Annotated in this window: 15 protein-coding genes; 8 read left to right on the plus strand and 7 right to left on the minus strand. The window is 66.9% G+C overall.

Annotation, left to right across the window (positions count from 1 at the left end; all coding sequences use genetic code 11):
• Window positions 1–6: 6 nt before the first annotated feature.
• The 3 genes from parE to U5760_RS22265 all read left to right on the plus strand — a co-directional run bounded on the left by parE (window position 7) and on the right by U5760_RS22265 (window position 5,016).
• Complete coding sequence (gene parE / locus U5760_RS22255; protein WP_322014457.1) at window positions 7–1,989, plus strand: DNA topoisomerase IV subunit B; 1,983 nt, start codon at window positions 7–9, stop codon at window positions 1,987–1,989.
• 51 nt (window positions 1,990–2,040) lie between these two features.
• On the plus strand, window positions 2,041–4,356 hold the full coding sequence (gene parC / locus U5760_RS22260) for a DNA topoisomerase IV subunit A (protein ID WP_322014458.1): 2,316 nt from the start codon (window positions 2,041–2,043) through the stop codon (window positions 4,354–4,356).
• Window positions 4,357–4,557: 201 nt separating this feature from the next.
• Window positions 4,558–5,016: a CopD family protein gene (locus tag U5760_RS22265; RefSeq protein ID WP_322014459.1), complete on the plus strand. Its 459-nt coding sequence runs from the start codon at window positions 4,558–4,560 to the stop codon at window positions 5,014–5,016.
• 24 nt (window positions 5,017–5,040) lie between these two features.
• Here U5760_RS22265 and U5760_RS22270 read toward each other — a convergent pair whose 3' ends face one another.
• On the minus strand, window positions 5,041–5,991 hold the full coding sequence (locus U5760_RS22270; RefSeq protein ID WP_322014460.1) for a LysR family transcriptional regulator: 951 nt from the start codon (window positions 5,989–5,991) through the stop codon (window positions 5,041–5,043).
• Between the two features lie 139 nt (window positions 5,992–6,130).
• Here U5760_RS22270 and U5760_RS22275 point away from each other — a divergent pair, with 139 nt between their 5' ends.
• From U5760_RS22275 to U5760_RS22285, 3 genes are read left to right on the plus strand one after another with little or no spacing between them, the layout of a single operon-like run.
• Complete coding sequence (locus U5760_RS22275) at window positions 6,131–7,489, plus strand: MFS transporter (protein ID WP_322014461.1); 1,359 nt, start codon at window positions 6,131–6,133, stop codon at window positions 7,487–7,489.
• 34 nt (window positions 7,490–7,523) lie between these two features.
• Window positions 7,524–8,777, plus strand: a complete 1,254-nt coding sequence (locus U5760_RS22280) for a Zn-dependent hydrolase (protein WP_322014462.1) — start codon at window positions 7,524–7,526, stop codon at window positions 8,775–8,777.
• A gap of 23 nt (window positions 8,778–8,800) precedes the next feature.
• Window positions 8,801–9,829 (plus strand): histone deacetylase family protein, encoded by a 1,029-nt coding sequence (locus U5760_RS22285; protein ID WP_322014463.1) that lies wholly within the window; start codon window positions 8,801–8,803, stop codon window positions 9,827–9,829.
• A 30-nt stretch (window positions 9,830–9,859) separates the two neighbouring features.
• Here U5760_RS22285 and U5760_RS22290 read toward each other — a convergent pair whose 3' ends face one another.
• From U5760_RS22290 to U5760_RS22315, 6 genes are all read right to left on the minus strand, one after another.
• A complete protein-coding gene (locus U5760_RS22290) occupies window positions 9,860–11,089 on the minus strand; it encodes a chromate transporter (RefSeq protein ID WP_322014464.1) in 1,230 nt (409 codons plus the stop codon).
• Between the two features lie 98 nt (window positions 11,090–11,187).
• Entirely contained in the window at window positions 11,188–13,548 is a 2,361-nt protein-coding gene (locus tag U5760_RS22295; protein ID WP_322014592.1) for an EAL domain-containing protein, read from the minus strand.
• A gap of 416 nt (window positions 13,549–13,964) precedes the next feature.
• Window positions 13,965–14,849: a PhzF family phenazine biosynthesis protein gene (locus tag U5760_RS22300; protein ID WP_322014465.1), complete on the minus strand. Its 885-nt coding sequence runs from the start codon at window positions 14,847–14,849 to the stop codon at window positions 13,965–13,967.
• Between the two features lie 158 nt (window positions 14,850–15,007).
• Window positions 15,008–15,472: a RidA family protein gene (locus U5760_RS22305; protein WP_322014466.1), complete on the minus strand. Its 465-nt coding sequence runs from the start codon at window positions 15,470–15,472 to the stop codon at window positions 15,008–15,010.
• A gap of 90 nt (window positions 15,473–15,562) precedes the next feature.
• Window positions 15,563–16,786, minus strand: a complete 1,224-nt coding sequence (locus tag U5760_RS22310; RefSeq protein WP_322014467.1) for a PLP-dependent aminotransferase family protein — start codon at window positions 16,784–16,786, stop codon at window positions 15,563–15,565.
• A 91-nt stretch (window positions 16,787–16,877) separates the two neighbouring features.
• Window positions 16,878–17,786, minus strand: a complete 909-nt coding sequence (locus U5760_RS22315; RefSeq protein ID WP_322014468.1) for a DMT family transporter — start codon at window positions 17,784–17,786, stop codon at window positions 16,878–16,880.
• A gap of 298 nt (window positions 17,787–18,084) precedes the next feature.
• Between U5760_RS22315 and U5760_RS22320 the strand changes: the two genes are divergently transcribed.
• Together U5760_RS22320 and htpG are read left to right on the plus strand one after the other, a co-directional pair.
• A complete protein-coding gene (locus U5760_RS22320; RefSeq protein WP_322014469.1) occupies window positions 18,085–19,578 on the plus strand; it encodes a PLP-dependent aminotransferase family protein in 1,494 nt (497 codons plus the stop codon).
• A 126-nt stretch (window positions 19,579–19,704) separates the two neighbouring features.
• Window positions 19,705–21,624, plus strand: coding sequence for a molecular chaperone HtpG (gene htpG, locus U5760_RS22325; RefSeq protein ID WP_322014470.1), 1,920 nt, complete (start codon window positions 19,705–19,707; stop codon window positions 21,622–21,624).
• Window positions 21,625–21,722 lie beyond the last annotated feature (98 nt).

Raw genomic sequence — 21,722 nt, forward strand, 5'->3', positions numbered from 1 at the left:
ATCCCCATGTCTACGAAGAAGTCAAACGCAGGCTATAGCGAAGCGTCGATCAAGGTGCTCAAGGGCCTCGAGCCCGTCCGGCAGCGGCCGGGCATGTACACGCGCACCGAAAATCCGCTGCACATCATCCAGGAAGTCATCGACAACGCCTCGGACGAAGCCCTCGGCGGCTTCGGCCGCCGCATCACCGTGACACTGCACGCGGACCAGTCCGTCTCCGTCGAGGACGACGGCCGCGGCATCCCGTTCGGCCTGCACCCCGAAGAAAAGGTGCCGGTCGTCGAAATCGTCTATACGCGCCTGCACGCGGGCGGCAAGTTCGACAAGGCCGCCGGCGGCGCCTATACGTTCTCGGGCGGCTTGCACGGCGTGGGCGTCTCGGTCACCAATGCGCTCTCGAAGCGCCTCGACGTGACCGTGTGGCGCGACGGCAAGGTGGCCCAGATCGGCTTCGCCAACGGCGACGTCGTCACGCCGCTCTCCGTGCGCAACGCCACGCGCGAGGAGAAGAAAACCGGCACGCGCGTGACCGCCTCGCCCGACCCGAAGTATTTCGATTCGCCCAACCTGCCGTTCGGCGAACTGCAGCGCCTGTTGCGCTCGAAGGCCGTGCTGCTGCCCGGCGTCGAGGTCGAGCTCATCAACGAAAAGACGGGCGAGCGCCAGAGCTGGAAGTACGAAGACGGCTTGCGCGGCTATCTGCTCGAAGGCATGGGCGGCAGCGATCTTTTGATCCCGCTCTTCGAGGGCCAGCATTATGCCGACGCGCGCTCGGGCGACGACACCTTCGCCGACGGCGAAGGCGCCGCCTGGGTGGTTGCGTGGACCGAGGAAGGGACGCTCACGCGCGAGTCGTACGTGAACCTCATTCCCACGCCCGCGGGCGGCACGCACGAAAGCGGCCTGCGCGACGGTCTCTTCCAGGCCGTGAAGAGCTTCGTCGAGCTGCACAATCTGCAGCCCAAGGGCGTGAAGCTCCTGCCCGAAGACGTGTTTGCGCGCGTCTCGTTCGTGCTCTCCGCGAAGGTGCTCGACCCGCAGTTCCAGGGGCAGATCAAGGAGCGCCTGAACAGCCGCGACGCCGTGAAGCTCGTCTCGTCGTTCTCGCGCCCGGCGCTTGAACTGTGGCTCAACCAGCACGTCGAGCACGGCAAGAAGCTCGCCGATCTCGTCATCAAGCAGGCCCAGGCGCGCACGCGCGCGGGGCAGAAGGTGGAGAAGCGCAAGAGCTCGGGCGTGGCCGTGCTGCCGGGCAAGCTCACCGACTGCGAATCCACCGACATCGCCCGCAACGAACTCTTCCTCGTGGAGGGCGACTCCGCGGGTGGTTCGGCGAAGATGGGCCGCGACAAGGAATACCAGGCCATCCTGCCCCTGCGCGGCAAGGTGCTCAACACGTGGGAAACCGAGCGCGATCGTCTCTTCGCCAACAACGAAGTGCACGACATTTCGGTGGCGATCGGCGTCGATCCGCACAGCCCCGACGACAGCGTCGATCTCTCGAACCTGCGTTACGGCAAGATCTGCATTCTTTCCGATGCGGACGTGGACGGTTCGCACATCCAGGTATTGCTGCTCACGCTCTTCTTCAAGCACTTCCCGCAGCTGATCGAGCGCGGCCACGTGTGCGTGGCACGCCCGCCGCTCTTTCGCGTCGATGCGCCCGCACGCGGCAAGAAGCCCGCGCAGAAGCTCTACGCGCTCGACGAAGGCGAGCTCGAAGCGATTCTCGACAAACTGCGCAAGGACGGCGTGCGCGAGACGCAGTGGAGCATCAGCCGCTTCAAGGGTCTCGGCGAAATGAGCGCCGAGCAGCTCTGGGACACGACGATGAACCCCGATACGCGCCGCCTGTCGCCCGTCACCCTCGGCGACCTCGACTACGAGGCCACCGTCGCGCGCATGACGATGCTCATGGGCAAGGGCGAAGCGGCGTCGCGCCGCTCGTGGCTCGAAGAGAAGGGCAACGAGGTCGAAGCGGACATCTGACGCGTGCGCATTGGTGCATACGCGTTCGTAAAAGACACGGATTGATTGAACATGGACGATCTTTTTGCTGAAGTGACCGGCGGCGCCGAAGGCGACACGCTCACGCTCGGCCACTACGCGGAGCGCGCGTATCTCGACTACGCGGTGAGCGTGGTGAAGGGCCGCGCGCTGCCCGACGTCTGCGACGGCCAGAAGCCGGTGCAGCGCCGCATTCTCTATGCGATGAACGAGATGGGGCTCGGCGACAACGCCAAGCCCGTGAAGTCGGCGCGCGTGGTGGGCGACGTGCTCGGCAAGTACCACCCGCACGGCGACCAGTCGGCCTACGACGCGCTCGTGCGTCTGGCCCAGGACTTCTCGATGCGCTATCCGCTCATCGACGGCCAGGGCAACTTCGGCTCGCGCGACGGCGACGGCGCAGCGGCGATGCGCTACACCGAAGCGCGTCTCACGCCCATCGCGAAGCTCCTGCTCGACGAAATCGACATGGGCACCGTCGATTTCATGCCGAACTACGACGGCTCGTTCCAGGAGCCGAAGACGCTGCCCGCGCGCCTACCCATGCTGCTGCTCAACGGCGCTTCGGGTATCGCGGTCGGTCTCGCGACCGAAATCCCTTCGCACAATCTGCGCGAAGTGGCGGCGGCCGCCGTGGCGATGATCCGCAATCCGCAGATCTCGCACGCGGAGCTGATGGAAAAGATCCCCGGGCCCGACTTCCCGGGCGGCGGTCAGATCATCTCCAGCGAAGCGGAAATCGCGGCGGCCTATGAAACGGGCCGCGGCAGCTTGAAGGTGCGCGCGCGCTGGAAGATCGAAGACCTCGCGCGCGGCCAGTGGCAGCTCGTAGTCACGGAACTGCCGCCGAACGCCTCGGGCCAGAAGGTGCTCGAGGAAATCGAGGAGCTGACGAATCCGAAGCTCAAGCTCGGCAAGAAGACGCTCACGCCCGAGCAGTTGCAGAACAAGCAATCGATGCTCGCGCTGCTCGACGCCGTGCGCGACGAGTCGGGCAAGGACGCGCCCGTGCGCCTCGTGTTCGAGCCGAAGACGAGCCGCATCGATCAGGCCGAGTTCGTCAATTCGCTGCTCGCCAACACGAGCCTCGAATCGAATGCCTCGCTCAATCTCGTGATGATCGGCGCCGACGGGCGTCCGCGCCAGAAGGGCATCAGCGAGATCCTGACCGAGTGGATCGGCTTCCGTTTCGCAACGGTCACGCGCCGCACGCGGCATCGCCTGACCAAGGTCGACGACCGCATCCATATCCTCGAAGGGCGGATGATCGTCTTCCTCAATATCGACGAAGTCATCCGCATCATCCGCGAGTCGGACGAGCCGAAAGCCGCGCTCATGAGTGCGTTCGGGCTCTCCGAGCGCCAGGCCGAGGATATTCTCGAAATCCGTCTGCGCCAGTTGGCGCGGCTCGAGAAGATCAAGATCGAGAAGGAGCTCGAAGAACTGCGCGAGGAGAAAGCGAAGCTCGAAGAGCTGCTCGCGAACGAGTCGTCGATGAAGCGGCTCATCGTGAAGGAGATCGAGGGCGACGCGAAGCAGTACGGCGACGACCGCCGCACGCTGATCCAGCAGGAAAAGCGCGCGACCTTCGAAACGCGCGTGGTGGACGAACCCGTGACCGTGGTGGTTTCGCAGAAGGGCTGGGTGCGTGCGCTCAAGGGCCACGGGCTCGATCCGCAGAGCTTCACCTTCAAGGCGGGCGACGGCCTTTACGCGACCTTCCTGTGCCGCACGCCCGACACGCTGATTGCGTGGGGCAGCAAGGGCCGCGTCTATTCGGTGGCGGTTTCGCAACTGCCGGGCGGGCGCGGCGACGGCGTGCCGGTCACTTCGCTCATCGAACTCGAAGCGGGCACGCATCTCCTGCATTACTTCGCCGCGAACGCCGAGCAGCAACTGCTGCTCGCGTCGAGCAACGGCTTTGGTTTCATCGCGAAGATCGGCGACATGGTGAGCCGCGTGAAGGCGGGCAAGGCCTTCATGACCATCGACGAGGGTGCCTTGCCGCTCGCGCCGATGCCCATGCTGCCCGGCGCGATCCAGGTGGCGTGTCTTTCGTCGGGCGGGCGCCTGCTGGTATTCGGCCTCGACGAGATGAAGACGCTTTCGGCCGGCGGTCGCGGCGTGACGCTCATGCAGCTCGAAGACAACGAGGCGCTCGTGCAGGCATTGGCCATCAGCGCGGCGGGCGTGGTGCTGATCGGCACGGGCCGCGGCGGCAAGCCCGGCGAGGACCTGATGGCGGGTCCGGTGCTCGCGCCGCAGATGGGCAAGCGCGCGCGCAAGGGCCGTGCACCCGACTCGAAGCTCAAGCAGGTCGTGGCGCTGCGCCCGGTCCTGCCGCAATAAGAGGCGGGGAGGGCGGCGCGGGCCTCGCTCGCACCGCCCTGTGCAATGTGTGTACGCCGCAACGGCGTACCGGCCGGATGCACAAATCTGGCGCGCGACGGCACGCCGCATGGAATAATCGCGCGCAGGCGGGTACATGCCTTGCGTACGTTCGCGCCGCAGCTGCTCCCGCACTCTCATCTACACACAGGAATCTGAAGCATGGGTCACGCGATCGAAGTCGCGCTCTTTCTGCATTTGCTGGCTGTCGCCGTCTGGGTGGGCGGCATGGTGTTCGCGCACTTCTGTCTGCGTCCGGCGCTCGAAGATCTTTCGCCGCAACTGCGGCTGCCGCTCTGGGAGTCGGTGTTCGGCCGCTTCTTCAACTGGGTGGCGGCTGCCGTGCTCGTGATTCTGCTCACCGGCGGCTTCCTGCTCATGCAGTTCGGCGGCGGCCACGCCACCTGGCAACTGCACGCCATGGCGGGTCTGGGCGTGCTGATGATGCTGATCTACGGCCATATCCGCTTCGCGCTCTTCCCGCGCATTCGCCGCGCGGTACAGGCGCAGCGCTGGCCCGACGGCGCGCGCGCCGTGGGCACCGTGCGCCGGCTCGTGGTCGTCAATCTCGTGCTGGGTATCGTGACGATCGGCGTGGCGGTGATGTCGCGCGGGTTCTGAGTCCTTCCCGCACGTCTTCAGGCTTCACAGTCTTTCGGCCAGGGCGTAGCGCTGCATGCAGCGCTCCATTGCGTCGAAGAACGCCAGTTCGGCCGCATTCATCTTGCGCTCGCGATGCCACAGCAGGTGGATATCGACGTCGACGAGCCCTTCCTCCGGCGGCAGCCGCCACATCCGCTGCCGCGCCAGATCGTCCCGCACTGTGTGCTCGGGCAGGCAGCCGATGCCGTAGCCCGCGTAGATGAGCCGCCGCACCTCGTCAAGGCTCGGCGAAGAAGCCACGATGCGCCCGGTAAAGCCGCGCTGGTCGCGAAACACGGTGAGCGGCGAGAGGCTGTCGCCGATCTGGTCGCTCGTGAACGACACGAAGTTTTCCGCGAGCAGATCCTCCATCGTTAGCTGCGAAAGGCCGAAGAGCCGGTGATGGCGCCCGCAGAAAATCGCGTAGCGCTGGCGCAGGAATAACCGCATTTCCAGCTTGTCCACGGGCGTGCGGCACAGGCTCAGGCCCGCCGTCGCCGTCTTCTGCAGTATCGACGAAATGATGTCCGAAGAGCGCATGACCTCGATCTGCAGGTCGATGCGCGGATAGGCCACGTGAAATTCCGCGAGGAATTCGTCGTACACGCGCGATTCGATGCGGCTGACCGTGAGCAGGCGTATCGAGCCGGTGATGTCGGTCGTGCGCTCGTCCAGTCCGGTTTCGAGGCTGGAAAGGGTGCCGTAGATATCGCTCGCGATCCGATAGACCTCTTCGCCCGCCTGGGTCGGCACGAACTGCGCGCCGCGCCGCTCGATCAGCTTGCGGCCTAGTGCGTCTTCGAGGCGCTTGAGCGCCTGGCTCACGGCCGGCTGGGTCACGTACAGGCGCGCGGCGGCGCGGCTCAGGCTGCGCTCCTGCATGATCGCGAGGTAGGTGCGCAGCAGATTCCAGTCGAGCCGGTCGTTCAGAAATCGGGTCGGTTCGGCACGCATGACGGCGGCTCCACATTTCAGGTATTAGCTAAATTTATGCACTGAATAATAACGCGAAATTTGACTAATGTTTTGTGGCCGGCGATAAACCTTGCATGCGCGCACCGCGCAGGATGCATGCGTATCTGGAGACACCGACATGACCCCCACCCAACCCGCGGCCACCCGCCAGCCCGTGCGCGCCGCCGCCGCGGCCTTCATCGGCACGATGATCGAGTGGTACGACTTTTACATCTACGCCACCGCCGCCGCGCTCGTGTTCGGCGAACTCTATTTCCCCTCCGCGGACCGCTTCGTCAGCACGATGGCCTCGTTCGCGACATTCGCCGTCGGCTTCTTCGCGCGGCCGCTGGGCGGGCTGATCTTCGGGCACCTGGGCGATCGCATCGGCCGCAAGAAGGCGCTCATGACCACGCTGATGATGATGGGGGTCGCGACGGTCTGCGTCGGCTTGCTGCCTTCGTATGCGAGCGTCGGCCTGCTCGCGCCGGTGCTGCTCGTGCTCCTGCGCGTGGTGCAGGGCATCGCCGTGGGCGGCGAGTGGGGCGGCGCCGTGCTGATGGCCGGCGAGCACGCTCCCGAGGGACGGCGCACGTTCTTCGCCTCGTTCGCGCAGCTGGGTTCGCCCGCGGGCCTGATCCTCTCGCTGCTCGCGTTTCGTGCGGTCACCTCGCTCGACAAGGCCGAGTTTCTCTCGTGGGGCTGGCGTCTGCCGTTCCTCATTTCGGCCGTGCTGCTCGTGGTGGGCATCCTGATCCGGCTGGGCGTGAACGAGTCGCCCGAGTTCGAGCAGCTCAAGAAGCAGCGCCGCACCGTCAAGCTGCCCGTGGCCGAAGTGTTCCGCTCGGCATGGGGCCTGGTACTCCTGTGCATCGGCGCGAACACGATCGGCATTGCGGGCGTGTACTTCACCAACACTTTCATGATTGCCTATACCACGCAGTACGTGGGCATCACGCGTTCGATGATTCTCGACTGCCTCTTCGTCGTCGCGATCATCCAGTTCCTCGTCCAGCCCGTGGCCGCATGGCTTGCCGAGCGCATGGGCGGCGCGCGTTTCCTCAAGTGTGCGGCCGTGGCCGCGATGCTCTCGCCGTACCCGATGTTCGCGCTTGTCGAAAGCGGCCAGGTCGTGTCGATCGTGATCGGCATTGCGCTTGCCGTGGTCTGCATGGCGAGCTTCTATTCGGTGATCGCGGGCTTTGTTTCCGGCGTGTTCCCCACGCGCGTGCGCTATTCCGCCATTTCGCTCTCCTATCAGGTTTGCGGCGCAGTGGCGGGCGGGCTCACCCCGCTCTTCGGCACCTGGCTCGCGCATCGCTATGCGGGGCAGTGGTGGCCACTCGCCGTGTTCTATACGTGTCTCGCGGGCGTGTCGCTGCTGTCCATCGTCGCGCTCGACGCGCGACGGGCGGCGCATGCGGCCAGCGAAGTGTCCAATGAAGTGGCCAACGAGGTGGCCGACGAAGGCTCGGCCCGCGCCGTGGGTTCGCGCTGAAGTCTCTCTGTGTTCGACAAGAATGGAAGTCACGATGAAAGATCTGCTGCAGATTAACGGTGCGCGCCTGTGGGCGAGCCTGATGGAGATGGCGCAAATCGGCGCGACCGCGGGCGGCGGCGTGCGCCGGCTCGCGCTGACCGAAGAGGACCGGCGCGGGCGCGAACTCTTCTCGCGCTGGTGCCGCGAAGCGGGCATGCACGTCTGGACCGACGAAGTGGGCAATCTGTTCGCGCGCCGCGAAGGCGCGAACCCGAACGCGGCGCCCGTTCTGATGGGCAGCCATCTCGACACGCAGCCCGAAGGCGGCCGCTTCGACGGCGTCTATGGCGTGCTGGCGGCGCTGGAAGTAGTGCGCGCGTTGAACGATGTGGATGCGGCGACGGAAAAGCCCATCGAGATCTGCTCGTGGACCAACGAGGAAGGCGCGCGCTTCACGCCGGCCATGCTTGGCTCGGCGGTATTCGCGGGTGCGATGCCGCTGGCCGATGCGCTCGCCCGAGAAGACGCCGACGGCGTGACGCTCGACGCGGCGCTCGACGCGTGCGGCGCGCGCGGCACGCGGCCGGTGACGGGCGTGGCCGTCGATGCGTACTTCGAAGCGCATATCGAGCAGGGGCCGATTCTCGAAGCGAACGGCACGACCATCGGCGTGGTGACGGGCGGCCAGGCGATCCGCTGGTTCGACGTGACGGTGACGGGCGTGGCCGCGCATGCGGGCACGACCCCCATGCGCTACCGCAAGGACGCGTTCTTCGGCGCCGCGCAGATGGCGCTGGAAATCGAGCGCGTGATCGCGCGCTATGCGCCGCTCGGCCTCGTGACGATCGGTCAGGTGCAGGTTGCGAACTCGTCGCGCAACACGATTGCGGCCAACCTCACCTTCACGGTCGATATCCGCCATCCCGACGACGCCCAGCTCGACGCCATGGAACGCGATTTCCGCGCGGCCTGCGAGCGGGTGGCTGGCGCGCGCGGCCTTTCCGTTGCGATCGCCCATTGCTGGACGAGCCCGGCCACGCCGTTCGACGCCGGATGCGTGGACCTCGTCTCGCAGGCCGTGTCGGATCTCGGCTACTCGAACGAGCGTATCGTGAGCGGTGCCGGTCACGATGCGATCCACCTCGCGCGCTATTGCCCCACGGCGATGGTGTTCATTCCCTGCGTGGACGGCCTTTCGCACAACGAGGCCGAGGACGCGCTGCCCGGCGACGTCACGGCGGGCACGAATGTATTGCTGAACGCGGTGGCCGCACGCGCGGGCGTGCGCGTGGTTGCCGCAGCATAGCGACTCAAGAAGGAGTTCTAACGATGTTGACCTGGTTTCATCCCGAACAACTGCTGCACCATCCGCGCACCTATCTGTCGCGCGGCCAGATGCGCGAGCCCCAGGAAGTGCCCGAGCGCGCCGCGCGCCTCGTGCAGGCGGCCCATTCGCTCGGCTTCGAAGTCCGCGAGCCCGCCGACTTCGGCACGGCGCCGATCGCTGCCGTGCACGACATGGACTATCTGCGCTTTCTCGAAGAAGCGCATGCGTACTGGAAGCGCATGCCCGAGGACTGGGGCGACGAAGTGATGTCGAACATCTACGTGCGCGATCCGAATCCGCTGCGCGGCGTGCTCGCGCAGGCCGCGCGCTATCTCGCCGACGGTAGCTGCCCGGTGGGCGCGAATACGTGGCGTTCCGCGTACTGGTCGGCGCAAAGCGCGCGGGCGGCGGCCGCGACCGTCAACGAAGGCGCGCGCGCGAGCTATGCGCTCTGCCGCCCGCCCGGCCATCATGCGCGCGCCGACGCAGCAGGCGGCTTCTGCTACCTGAACAATGCGGCGATTGCCGCGCAGTCGCTCAAGAACCGGTTCCCGCGCGTGGCGATTCTCGATACCGACATGCACCACGGCCAGGGCGTGCAGGAGATCTTCTACGGACGCGACGACGTGCTCTACATCTCCATCCACGGCGACCCGACGAACTTCTATCCGGTGGTGGCGGGTTACGAGGACGAGCGCGGCGAGGGCGCGGGCACGGGCTACAACGTCAATCTGCCGATGCCGCACGGCGCGTCCGAAGAGGTCTTCTTCGAACGCGTGGATGCCGCGCTGCGCGTGCTCCGGCGTTTCGAGCCGGATGCACTCGTGCTCGCGCTGGGCTTCGACATCTACAAGGACGATCCGCAGTCGAAGGTAGCGGTGAGCACCGAGGGTTTCGGGCGTCTTGGCTCCGTCATCGGCGCACTCGATCTGCCCTCGGTGATCGTGCAGGAAGGCGGCTATCACCTCGCGAGCCTCGAGGACAACGCGCGGGCATTTTTCGGCGGTTTTACGGGCGCCCAGTCACGTTGACGTAAAACGTGCGGCCGTGGCCCCGCGGACTTAACCGTACGCGAGCCACAGCCCGCACACGGCGCCGACTGCCGCATAGACGGCGTAGGCGGGCAGCTTGAACTTGCCGAAGCACAGGGCGGAGAACGCCGCCGTCGCGAAGTACGCGGGCTGCAAGGGCACGTGTGCCGCGATGTGCCAGACGGCGATGGCGAGAAACGCCGTGGTGGCCGCGCGCAGCACGCGCATGGCGTGCTCGAAGCGCGGATTCGCCTTCATGCGGTGCAGATGCCGCTGGGCGAGCACGACCAGGCAGCCCGAAGGCACGAAGAGCGCGAGCGTGGCGACGAGCGCGCCGACCCAGCCATCCACGAGATAGCCGAAGAACGGCACCACGTTGAGCAGCGGTCCCGGCGAGAGCGGGGAGAGCGAGAAGGCGAGCGTGAAGTCGTCGTTGGTCACGCCGATGGCGGGCGTGACGAAGAGCGTCTTGAGCACCGGCAGTGCGGAAAAGCCGCCGCCGAAGAGCGTCATGCCGGCACCCGCGAGGCGCGGCCACAGCAAGACGCTTTCGAGCGGATAGGGCAGCGGCAGCGCGAATACGGCGATCAGCGCCGCGAGCGCGGCGAGCAGCCAGACATCGCTGCGCGCCATGCCGATGGCAAGCGGGATGGATCGGGCAGGGCTCGCGAGCCAGCCCGCCCCGAAAGCCACACCCAGAATGGCGACATAAGCGGCGCCGCTGGTGGCGACGGCGAGCGCGAGACAGGCGAGGAGCGCGGCGGCCCATTCGAGACGCCCGTGCACGAGGGCGCGCGTTTGCCGGTACCAGGTCACGCCGATCAACATGCCCAGCACGACGCTGAAGTGATTGAGCAGCGTGCGCGAGGCGACCGCATGCACGAGCGGCGTGCGATAGAAGATGGCGAAGAGCGTCATGAGCGCGAAGAAGGGCAGCACACTGGCGATGCCGGCCACCCACGCGCCCGGGCGTCCGCGTATGGCGTGGCCCAGTTGCACGGCGACGTTGCAGCCCACCGGGCCCGGCACCATCCAGGCCAGCGCCACGAGATCGGAGAAGGTGGCCGGCGTGAGTTGCGCTTCGCGTTCGACGTAATGCTGTTCGAGCTGCGCCATCAGCGCGAGGCCGCCCCACGACACCGCGGAGCGGCTCAGCACCACGCGAAAGAGCGACCAGAGCGAGTGGCGCGGCGCCTCGATCGATGCCTCGAGCGGCGGCGGATACAGCGTGGCGGTAAGGTCGTCGGAACGGTTCTCCATCGCAGCTTGGGACGCGGGTTTTGCGTCCCGCACAGAGTTCAATCAGGTCGATGGTGCACGTTGCGCTCGCGCGGGGCCGTCCGCCGCGAGTCCCGGGCCTAGCGCGGCTGCGACGCGTCGCTCACGCGCTCGCCATGTTCGGCCGCGCCGTTGGCATGCGCCATGCCGCATACGCCGAAGCGTTCGATCAGCGCCGGCACGCCGTCCACCGGCACGGGGCGCGAGAACAGGAAGCCTTGCGCTTCGATCGGCCCGAGCGCCGAAAGCCACGCGATCTGCTCCTCGGTCTCTGTCCCCTCTACGACCACCGTGAGGCCGAGCGAGCGCGCGAGATTCACGATTGCCGACACCATGACGCACACGCTGCGATCGGCGGGGATGGCCTGCACGAACGAACGGTCCACTTTGAGCGTATCCACGGCGAAGCGGTTCAGATACGAGAGCGACGAATAGCCCGTGCCGAAGTCGTCGAGCGCCACGCGCACGCCGAGGCGCTTGAGCGCGAAGATCTTCTCGGAGACGAGCTCGGGATACTCCATCATCGCCGTTTCGGTGATCTCGAGCTCCAGCCGGTGCGCCGCGATGCCGGTTTCCTCGATTGCGTGCGACACCGTTTCGTACAGGTCGCCGCGCCAGAACTGCACGGCCGAGATGTTGATGGCGAGCGAGAGCGTTTCGTAGCCCTGCTGCTGCCACTGCGCGAGCTGCGCGCAGGCCGTGCGGATCACGAAGTCGCCCACCGGCACGATGAGGCCCGTCGATTCGGCCACCGGAATGAATTCGCTTGCCGGAATCAGGCCGTACTGCGGATGGTTCCAGCGCACGAGCGCTTCGAAGCCCGTGATGCAGCGGCGCCGCAGATCGATCTTCGGCTGGTAGGCGAGAAAGAGCTGCCCGTCGGCGAGCGCCACGCGCAACTGCTGCTCCCACTTCATCAGGTGGTCGGCGCGATGCGCGAGCTGCGGCGAGTAGAAGCGGAAGCAGTTGCGGCCCGCTTCCTTTGCCGCATACATGGCGAGGTCCGCCTTCTTGAGCAGGTCGATCTCGCTTTCGTGCGCGACCGCGTAGAGCGCGATGCCCGTGCTCGCGTGCAGCACGAAGGCGCTGCCGCGCACGTCGAACGGATGCGTGAACGCCGCGTTGGTCGCTTCCGCGAGCGCGATGGCGCGCTTTTCGATGTCGTCGCCCTTCACGATCACCACGAACTCGTCGCCGCCGATGCGCGCGAGCGTGCCGCCCGTGCCCACTGCGTCGGCGAGGCGCGCCGCGCTCATCTGCAGCACGATGTCGCCCGCGTTGTGGCCGAGCGTGTCGTTCACCGTCTTGAAGTTGTCGAGGTCGATGAAGAGGATCGCGAGGCGCCCGAGATTGGCCGGCTGCGAGACGTCGTAGCGCAGCCGCTGCAGCGTGGCGTAGCGATTGGGCAGGCCCGTGAGCAGGTCGTACTGCACGAGCTGCGACATCTCGCGCTCGCGCCCGAGCAGCTTGCCGATCAATCCCGTCGCCACCGCGAAGAACGATAGCATGGCGAGCGAGATGAACGTCGCCATCATCAGATAGACGTCGCGCGTGTGGTTGTAGTCGGCGAACTCTTCGGCCTGCGAGAGGCCCACGAGCACGCCGAGCGGATAACCGTCGATGTGCCGGTACGAGACGATGCGCGTGACATGGTCGATCGGATCGACGTAGGTGCCCGAAACGTGCTCGGAGATCGGGTACACGCCGCTTGCCGAGAACGTGCCGCTCGCGCGCTCGGCGTTGCCGGTTCGGCGCGCCAGCACGGCGCCGGTGTCCGAGATCACGGCGATCACGCCGTCCCGGCCGATGGCCGCGTTGTTGTAGAAGTCGCTCGTGAAGTAGCTCGGGTCTTCGGAGACCACCACCACGCCCGCGAACGAGCCGTCCGGATGGTTCAGGCGCCGCGTCATCTGCAGCGTCCAGTGTCCCGACACGCGGCCGAGCACGGGCTTGCTGATGTAGAGCTGGTCGTCGTTCTCGTGCTCGTGCACGCGGAAGTGTTCGCGGTCGGAGAGGTCGATCGGCTTCGGGTTCGGGTCGGCCGTATTGGCGACCAGCTTGCCGTGTTCGTCGATGAGCGAAACCTGCACGAGCGAGTCGCTTTGCACGACCCCCTTTTCGACCGTGCTCGCGAGATTGAAATTGTTCGGCGACTTCTCGAACTCGTACTTCACGAAGCGCGTGATCTGATCCACCTGGTGGATGGCCTTGACCGTGTGCTGTTCGAGCGCGGCCGACAGGATGGCGGCCGAGGCCGTGGCCTCGCGCAGGGTCGCTTCCTTTTCGACCGAGAGGCGCGTGAAGATCACCGCCCACAGCAACACGAGCACGAGCACGCCGAGAAGCGGGATCGCCAGCAGCGTGCGGGGGCGCGCAAAGGCCGGCCCGGGCACGCCGCGCTGGCCGGGTTCGCGGGAGAACGGTCGCCGGTTCGTGCTCATCGTGACCGGCGCACGCATGATTCGCCATGCCGCGGATGCGGCGGCCGGGACGGCAACGAGGCGCTCGGTTTCATCGGCGGCATGCTAGCGGGACGGCTGACTGGGTAGTGCGCAAGGAACGCGCGGAATGGGAATGCGGGTGCCCGGAGTCGGCCTCCGGGCACCCGATGTTTCGATATTAATGGTTGGAGATTGTTTAAGGAAGCGCAACCCCCTCGGGTATACGCCAGTCCTGTTGCCACGCGTCCACGGCGCCTATCCGTGGTGCATAGGTGCGTGGCTGCGCATAAACAAACCAGATGGCGCAGGGGGAGGGGGCCGGTTTGCTCCACGTCCCCTGGCGAGGCCGTACTTCGGGATATGCCGACTGATTCGCGGGCCGCGCACGCGGCATGCCCGCGCGCGTCGTCAGGCCATCAGGCGAGGCGGCAGGTGCCGTCGACGACGGTGACGGCGTGGCCGCCGACCCAGATCTGGCCGGTGGCGTCGTCGTAGTCGATTGCGACGCGGCCGTCGCGCCCCAACACGGTGCCCTGGCGCACCGTGTAATGCGCGCCGGGACGGCGTTTCTGCTGTTCGAGCAGCAGGGCGATCGCGGCATTGGCGCTGCCCGTGACGGGGTCTTCGCCATCGCCGAGGCCCGTCATCAGGCAGCGGACCTCGAAGGTGGCCGGGCTGCCTTCCGCATGCGGGCCATAGGCCGCGAGGCCCTGCGCGCCCACCCCCGCGGCGATCGTTGCGATCGCCTGCATGTCGGGGTCGAGCGTGAGCACGGCTTCGGCCGAGGCGAAGCGCACCACGAGCCAGGGCGCGCCGTTGTCCACGCCACAGGGCGCGGCGTCGAAATCGACGGCATCGGAGCGCAACGCGGCGCGCAGCGCCGCGTACCCGGATGCGGGCAGCGGCGTCACGCGCGCGGGCGGCGCGGCGAAGGCCCAGCGGTCCTCGCCGCCGCCGCGCGCGGCCAGTTCGACGAGGCCCGCGCCGCACTCCTGAACGAGCCGGCCCGGGGTTTTCGGCCGGTAGCCGCTCTCGCGCAGCGCATGGGCCGTGCCGATCGTGGGATGCCCCGCGAACGGCAACTCGCCGCGCGTCGTGAAGATGCGCACGCGATAGTCGGCGCGCGGGTCGGTGGGCGCGAGCAGGAAGGTCGTTTCGGAGAGATGGGTCCAGCGCGCGATGGCCTGCATCTGCGCGGTGTCGAGCCCGTCGGCATCGAACACGACGGCGAGCGGGTTGCCCTTGAAGGGGACCGACGTGAACACGTCGACCTGTTTGAAGCGGACGCTGTGTTGAGTCATGGCACGAGAGTCGTGAGGGAGGGAAACGCGACTGGCAGTTTCGCTGCTTGAACCGGATCGCCGGCCGCCGGAGCGCCGGCCGCCGGATCGCAGTCGCCGGATCGCCGCGCGGACCGCCGGACTGTCGGTCCTCGCGGCGATCCGGTTTTGTCGACGGCTTACTCGACTTCGGCGATCAGCTCGATCTCGACGCACGCGCCGAGCGGAATCTGCGCGACGCCGAACGCCGAGCGCGCGTGCTTGCCCTTCTCGCCGAACACGTCGGCGATCAGCTCCGAGGCGCCGTTCGTGACGATGTGCTGCTCGGTGAAGGTGAGCGTCGAGTTCACGAGGCTCATCAGCTTGACGATGCGCTTGACCTTGTTGAGGTCGCCCGTATGCGTGTGCAGCGTGGCAAGCAGGTCGATGGCGATGCTGCGCGCGGCGGCCTTGCCTTCGTCGGTGCCGAGCGTGTCGCCCAGCTTGCCGGCCCACACCTTGCCGTCCTTTTTGGCGATGTGGCCGGACAGATAGACCGTGTTGCCGCTCTGGGCGCTCATCACGTACGCGGCGGCGGGCGCGCCGGCCTGCGGCAGTTCGATGCCGAGCTGTTCGAGACGGTCGTAGATGTTGATGTCAGCCATGATCAGAAGTCCTCGTGCGAGAGAGAAAAACGGGAAAACCGGATGAGCCCGGGCGCGCGTCGATGCGAGCCGCTCCGGGCCTGCAGGGCGTCAGCCGTGCGCGCGAGCTTGAGCACCGATGTGAGCTCGAATCAGCGCGCCGAGCTTCGCGATGCCTTCGTCGATCTTCGCGGGTGAGACCGTGACGAACGAGAGGCGCAGCGTATTGTGCCGTGCTTCGCCCGCAAAGAACGGCGCGCCGGGCACGAACGCCACGTTTTGGGCGATCGCCTCTTCGAGCAGCTTCATGGTGTCGATGTGCGCGGGCAGGTTCACCCAGATGAACATGCCGCCTTCGGGGCGGTTCCAGCTCACGCCTTCGGGCATCGAGCGCGCCAGCGCCGCGTGCATCGCCTCGCACTGGCTGCGGTAGAGCGCGCGGATCTTCGGGATGTGCGTGTCGAGAAAGCCGTCCTTCACCACCTCGTGGACGATGCGCTGCGTGAAGCTCGGCGTGTGCAGGTCGGTGGCCTGCTTCGCCTGCACCAGTTTGAAGTGCAGCGCCTCGGGCGCGATGATGTAGCCCACGCGCAGGCCCGGCGCGAGCACCTTGGAGAACGAGCCCAGATGGACGATGTGCTCGGGTGCCATCGAGAGCAGCGTGGGCAACGGCTCGCCCGCGTAGTCGAGCTCGCCATAGGGATTGTCTTCGACGACCGGGAACGGCGCGCGCTTCGCGAACGCGGCGAGCGCTTCGCGGCGCGCGAGCGGCAGGCGGCGGCCGGTGGGGTTCTGGAAGCTCGGGATCGCGTAGAGCAGGCGCGCGCCGGCCGTCAGTCCGGGCGTGAGGCCTTCGGGCACGAGGCCTTCGTCGTCGGTCGGCAGCTGCACGTAGCGCGGCTCGTAGAGCGAAAACGATTGCAGCGCGCCGAGGTAGGTGGGCGTTTCCACCAGCACGGGGCTATCGGGCGACACCAGCACCTTGCCGAGCAGATCGAGCGCCTGCTGCGAGCCGGTGGTGATGAGCACCTGCGACGCGCGGATCTTCGTGCCGCCTTGCGAGTGGCGCTCGGCCACCCATTCGCGCAGCGGCAGGTAGCCCTCGGTCGCGCTGTACTGGAGCGCGGCGGCCGGGTTGTCGCGCAGGATGCGGTCGGCGGCGGCGCGCATTTCCTCGGCCGGGAAGGTGGCGGGCGAAGGCAGGCCGCCCGCGAAGGAGATGACCTCGGGACGCTCGGTGACCTTCAGGATTTCGCGAATCGCCGAGCTGGTGAGCTTGATGGCGCGCTCGGACAGTTGCCAGGTGCGGGCGGCTTGAAGGTCGCTGTGGTCCATGAGGGTCTCCTTATTGAGGGTGAACGGAGGGTGGGCGAACGAAACTTTAAGGGTCAAGTATTCGATTATGACGTGAATCGGCGTGCGCGCATCAGGCGGTGCGTACCTGTTGCGGCGCGGTCTGGATCGCGGCGCGCCGGCCGATCATCACGGTGAGGATCACGGCCGCCGCGAAGCACCATGCGGCGGGCGCCACGTGTTCGCCGAACAGCAGCGCCGAGAACGCCATCGTGAAGAAGATCTGCAGCAGCTGCACCTGGCCCACGCGCGCCGTGCCGCCCATGGCGAGGCCGGCGTACCAGGCGAAGAAGCCGAGAAACTGCGAGAACAGCGTGACGTAGCCGAACGCGAGCCAGGTCTTGAGCGCGACGGGGCCCGGGTGCGCGAGATGCTGCTGCCAGGCGAGCCATCCCACCGGCAGCGCGAGAAACGGCGCGGAGAGCACGAGCGCCCAGCAGATCACCTGCCAGCCGCCCAGTTGCCGCGCGAGCCGCGCGCCTTCGGCATAGCCGAGCGCGCCGATCCCCACTGCCACGAGCATCCAGGCGTCGCCCGCATGCAGCGAGCCGCCGCCTGCCTGGAGAGCGAACGCGACGACGAGCGCGCTGCCGAGGAGGGCGCTTGCCCAGAAGGCCTTCGAGGGCCGTTCGTGCGAGAGCCAGGCGGCATAGATCGCCACGGCGAGCGGCTGCAGGCCGTTGACGATCGCGCCGTGCGAGGCGGGCACGCTCTTCATGGCCCACGCGGAGAACACCGGATACGCGACGATTACGCCGAGCGACACCACGGCGAGGCTTTTCACCTGCGCCCAGGTGGGGCGCTTTTCGCGGCGCCAGGCGAGGAGGGCCGCGGCGGGAATCGCAGCCAGCAGCGCCCGGCCGAGGCCGTTGAGGAGCGGATGGAATTCGGCGACGACGATGCGCGTCATCGGCAGCGTGAGACTGAAGATCATGACCCCGACGAGGCCGAGCAGCATGCCCTGGGTTTCGCGTGCTTTCATCTTTCGTGTTCGTGTGTGTCTGGCGGGGCCGCCGGGCAGGTGCGGTCCCGCGGGTAAGTGTTGCAGTTGCGGCGTGCGCGCCCGGGAGCTTCTTCGACAGTGGCAGGCGGCAGGCCGCCGTCGCCCGGCCCAGGCGAAGCCGCCGAAATGAGGTCGGCATGACCGGTGGACGGCGGCGGCGAGCACAGCGCATCGCCGCGAATCCTTACCGGTACGCGTGACATCAAATGTACCGGTATGAAGACAGACAGTAACGGTACAATCGGGCCGATAATATTCGGTACAGTTGGGAGCCACCATGTCCTCCGTCCCGCTCGACCAGATTCCCGCGCCGCACGACGCGGCCACGCTCACGCTCGTCGATCAGCTCGTGCAGTGGGGGCGCCGCCGCATCGAGGAGCGCGTATTCCGCCCCGGCATGCGCATGCCGTCGATCCGCAAGCTCGCGCTCGACAAGGGCGTGTCGCGCTTCACGGTGGTCGAGGCTTATGAGCGCCTCGTCGCCCAGGGCTATCTCGACTCGCGGCGCGGCTCGGGCTTCTACGTGCGCGAGCGCGTGGCGAACGTCGCGCCCATCGAGCGGCGCAGCACGGCCGCCGGCAATGGCGCCGACGAGGCACAGGCGCCGCCCGCGCCGTCCACCATCGACGTGGTCTGGCTGTTGCGCAACATGCTTCACTCGTCCACCCATCCGGAGAAAGGCCCGGGCCTCGGCTACCTGCCCGCGCGCTGGCTGGACGGCGAGCTGATCACGGGCGCGCTGCGCTCGCTCGGGCGCCAGAGCGGCACGCCGCTGCTCGGCTTCGGCTCGCCGCTGGGCTTCCTGCCGCTGCGCCAGCAACTCCAGACGCGCCTTGCCGAGCTCGAGATCGGTGCCTCGCCCGAGCAGATCGTGCTCGTTTCCGGCATCACCCAGGCCATCGACCTGCTGGCGCGCATCTACGTGCAGCCGGGCGATACGGTCGTGGTGGGCGACCCCGCGTGGTTCCAGATGTTCGGGCGCTTCGCTTCGCAGGGTGCGCGGCTCGTGGGCATGCCGTACACGCCCGAAGGCCCGGATCTGGACGCGCTCGAAGCGCTCGTGGAGACCTGGCGGCCGAAGATGCTCGTCATCAATTCGGTGCTGCAGAACCCGACCGGCACCTCGCTCACGGCCGCCCAGGCGTTTCGCATCCTGCGGCTCGCCGAGCAGTACGACTTCATCGTGGTCGAGGACGATATTTACGGCGACCTGTGCCCGGCCGGTTATCCCGCCACGCGCCTCGCGAGCCTCGACCAGTTGCGCCGCGTGATCTACCTCGGCAGTTTTTCCAAGACGCTCGCGCCGAATCTGCGGGTGGGTTTCATCGCCTCGGGCCTCGGCGTCACGCAGGCGGTGAGCGACCAGAAGATGCTGGTGGGCATGACGAGCCCCGAGCTCAACGAGCGCGTGCTTTACCGCGTGCTGACCGAGGGCCACTACCGGCGCCACGTCGAGCGCCTGCGCGCGCGGCTCGATACGGTGCGCGACAAGGCCGCGCGGATGCTGGAGCGCGCGGGCCTGCGCCTGTTCGCGGCGCCCGGCGCCGGCATGTTCCTGTGGGCGGACACCGGCGTGGATGCCGACGCGCTCACCGCCGCGGGACACGAGGCCGGCTTTTTGCTCACGCCGGGCAGTCTCTTTTCGCCGCATCAGTCGCCTACCACCTGGATGCGCTTTAACGTGGCGAACTGCGGCGATCCGGCGCTGCCCGCGTTCCTCGCGAACTATCTGGACGGGGTCGCGCGTCGCGGCACGGGCACCGGCCCTTGAAAGACGCCCGGTGCGTCCCCATCTGGGCGCTCGGCGCATCGCAGGCGCGCATGACCCGGGCGGCGCAAGCTTTTTCCCATGCGCATGGCAACGCAACACCCGAACAACGAAAGAGGACTCTCGAATATGGCTCAAGAAACGATGAGCTTCCAGGCGGAAGTGAAACAGCTTCTGCACCTGATGATCCATTCGCTGTACAGCAACAAGGAAATTTTCCTGCGCGAACTCGTTTCGAACGCGTCGGACGCGGCGGACAAGCTGCGCTTCGAGGCGATCGGGAACGCCGCGCTCTATGAAAACGATCCCAACCTGCGCATCCGCGTGGGCTACGACAAGGCGACGCGCACCCTCACGATCGACGACAACGGCATCGGCATGAGCCATGACGAGGCGGTCGCGAACCTCGGCACGATCGCCCGTTCGGGGACGAAGGAATTCTTCGGCAAGCTCTCGGGCGACCAGCAGAAGGACGCGGCGCTGATCGGCCAGTTCGGCGTGGGCTTCTACTCGGGCTTCATCGTCGCGGACAAGATCACCGTCGAAACCCGCCGCGCGGGTCTGCCGGCTGCCGAGGGCGTGCGCTGGGAAAGCGCGGGCGAGGGCGAGTTCGCGGTCGAGCCGATCGAGCGCGCGCAGCGCGGCACGACGATCACGCTGCATCTGCGCGAAGGCGAGGACGATCTGCTCTCCGCGTGGAAGCTCAAGTCGATCATCCAGAAGTATTCGGATCACGTCGGCCTGCCCATCGAGATGAAGAAGGAAGAGTGGGACGCCGAAAAGAGCGAGATGGTCACGAAGGACGAGTTCGAGACCATCAACCAGGCGAGCGCGCTGTGGACGCGCGCGAAGAGCGACATCAGCGACGAGCAGTACCAGCAGTTCTACCAGCACCTCGCGCACGACAACGAGAACCCGCTCGCGTGGACGCACAACCGCGTGGAAGGCCGCAGCGAATACACGCAACTGCTGTACGTGCCCGCGCACGCGCCGTTCGACCTGTGGAACCGCGACCACAAGAGCGGGCTGAAGCTCTATGTGAAGCGCGTCTTCATCATGGACGACGCCGATCAGCTGCTGCCGAACTACCTGCGCTTCGTGAAGGGCGTGGTCGATTCGGCGGATCTGCCGCTCAACGTCTCGCGCGAAATCCTGCAGGAAAGCCGCGACGTGAAGGCGATTCGCGACGGCGTGACGAGGCGCGTGCTCTCGATGCTCGAAGAGCTGGCCGGGTTGGCCGATGCGGCCCAGACCGACGCCGAAGCGAAGGAAGAAGACAAGGCGAAGTACAAGACGTTCTGGACTGAGTTCGGCCAGGTGCTCAAGGAAGGCATCGGCGAAGACCACGCCAACCGCGAGCGCGTGGCGAAGCTCGCGCGCTTCTCGTCGACGCACAACGACACGGCCGAGCAGAGCGTTTCGCTTGCCGATTACGTGGCGCGCATGAAGCCCGAGCAGACGAAGATCTACTACGTCACCGCGGATACGTGGCAGGCGGCGAAGAACAGCCCGCACCTCGAAGTGTTCCGCAAGAAGGGCGTGGAAGTGCTGCTCCTCACCGACCGCGTGGACGAATGGATGCTCTCGTTCCTGACCGAATTCGACGGCAAGCCGCTCGCGAGCGTGGCGCGCGGCGACCTCGACCTGGGCGCGCTCAACGACGAGGAAAAGCAGCAGCAGGAGAAGGTGGGCGAGGAATTCAAGCCGCTCGTCGAGAAGATGAAGGAAACGCTCAAGGACAAGGCCAAGGACGTGCGCCTCACGTTCCGCCTGACCGATTCGCCGTCGTGCCTCGTGGCCGACGACGGCGAGATGAGCGGCTACCTGCAGCGCATGCTGAAGGCGGCGGGCCAGAACGCGCCCGAGTTCCAGCCGATCCTCGAAGTGAACCCGGAGCATCCGCTCGTGAAGGGGCTCGCGGCCGATCGCGCGGATTTCGCCGACTGGTGCCATCTGCTCTTCGATCAGGCGCTGCTTGCCGAGGGCGGCTCGCTGGAGGACCCGGCAAGCTTCGTCAAGCGCACGAACGCGCTGCTGCTCGCGCGCTAAGTCAGGTCGATACGCGACGTCGATAGACGGCGTAAGCCTCTCGAAAACCCCTCGCGGCATGCTGTGCCGCGAGGGGTTTTCTTTTGCGCGCGGACGGG

The sequence above is a fragment of the Paraburkholderia sp. J12 genome, from assembly GCF_905220215.1.
Lineage (GTDB): Bacteria > Pseudomonadota > Gammaproteobacteria > Burkholderiales > Burkholderiaceae > Paraburkholderia.

What these genes read in the sequence shown, in the direction of transcription:
- parE (WP_322014457.1), top strand. Translation starts at nt 7, where the DNA reads ATGTCTACGAAGAAGTCAAACGCAGGCTATAGCGAAGCGTCGATCAAG.
- parC (WP_322014458.1), top strand. Translation starts at nt 2,041, where the DNA reads ATGGACGATCTTTTTGCTGAAGTGACCGGCGGCGCCGAAGGCGACACG.
- U5760_RS22265 (WP_322014459.1), top strand. Translation starts at nt 4,558, where the DNA reads ATGGGTCACGCGATCGAAGTCGCGCTCTTTCTGCATTTGCTGGCTGTC.
- U5760_RS22270 (WP_322014460.1), bottom strand. Translation starts at nt 5,991, where the DNA reads ATGCGTGCCGAACCGACCCGATTTCTGAACGACCGGCTCGACTGGAAT.
- U5760_RS22275 (WP_322014461.1), top strand. Translation starts at nt 6,131, where the DNA reads ATGACCCCCACCCAACCCGCGGCCACCCGCCAGCCCGTGCGCGCCGCC.
- U5760_RS22280 (WP_322014462.1), top strand. Translation starts at nt 7,524, where the DNA reads ATGAAAGATCTGCTGCAGATTAACGGTGCGCGCCTGTGGGCGAGCCTG.
- U5760_RS22285 (WP_322014463.1), top strand. Translation starts at nt 8,801, where the DNA reads ATGTTGACCTGGTTTCATCCCGAACAACTGCTGCACCATCCGCGCACC.
- U5760_RS22290 (WP_322014464.1), bottom strand. Translation starts at nt 11,089, where the DNA reads ATGGAGAACCGTTCCGACGACCTTACCGCCACGCTGTATCCGCCGCCG.
- U5760_RS22295 (WP_322014592.1), bottom strand. Translation starts at nt 13,548, where the DNA reads ATGAGCACGAACCGGCGACCGTTCTCCCGCGAACCCGGCCAGCGCGGC.
- U5760_RS22300 (WP_322014465.1), bottom strand. Translation starts at nt 14,849, where the DNA reads ATGACTCAACACAGCGTCCGCTTCAAACAGGTCGACGTGTTCACGTCG.
- U5760_RS22305 (WP_322014466.1), bottom strand. Translation starts at nt 15,472, where the DNA reads ATGGCTGACATCAACATCTACGACCGTCTCGAACAGCTCGGCATCGAA.
- U5760_RS22310 (WP_322014467.1), bottom strand. Translation starts at nt 16,786, where the DNA reads ATGGACCACAGCGACCTTCAAGCCGCCCGCACCTGGCAACTGTCCGAG.
- U5760_RS22315 (WP_322014468.1), bottom strand. Translation starts at nt 17,786, where the DNA reads ATGAAAGCACGCGAAACCCAGGGCATGCTGCTCGGCCTCGTCGGGGTC.
- U5760_RS22320 (WP_322014469.1), top strand. Translation starts at nt 18,085, where the DNA reads ATGTCCTCCGTCCCGCTCGACCAGATTCCCGCGCCGCACGACGCGGCC.
- htpG (WP_322014470.1), top strand. Translation starts at nt 19,705, where the DNA reads ATGGCTCAAGAAACGATGAGCTTCCAGGCGGAAGTGAAACAGCTTCTG.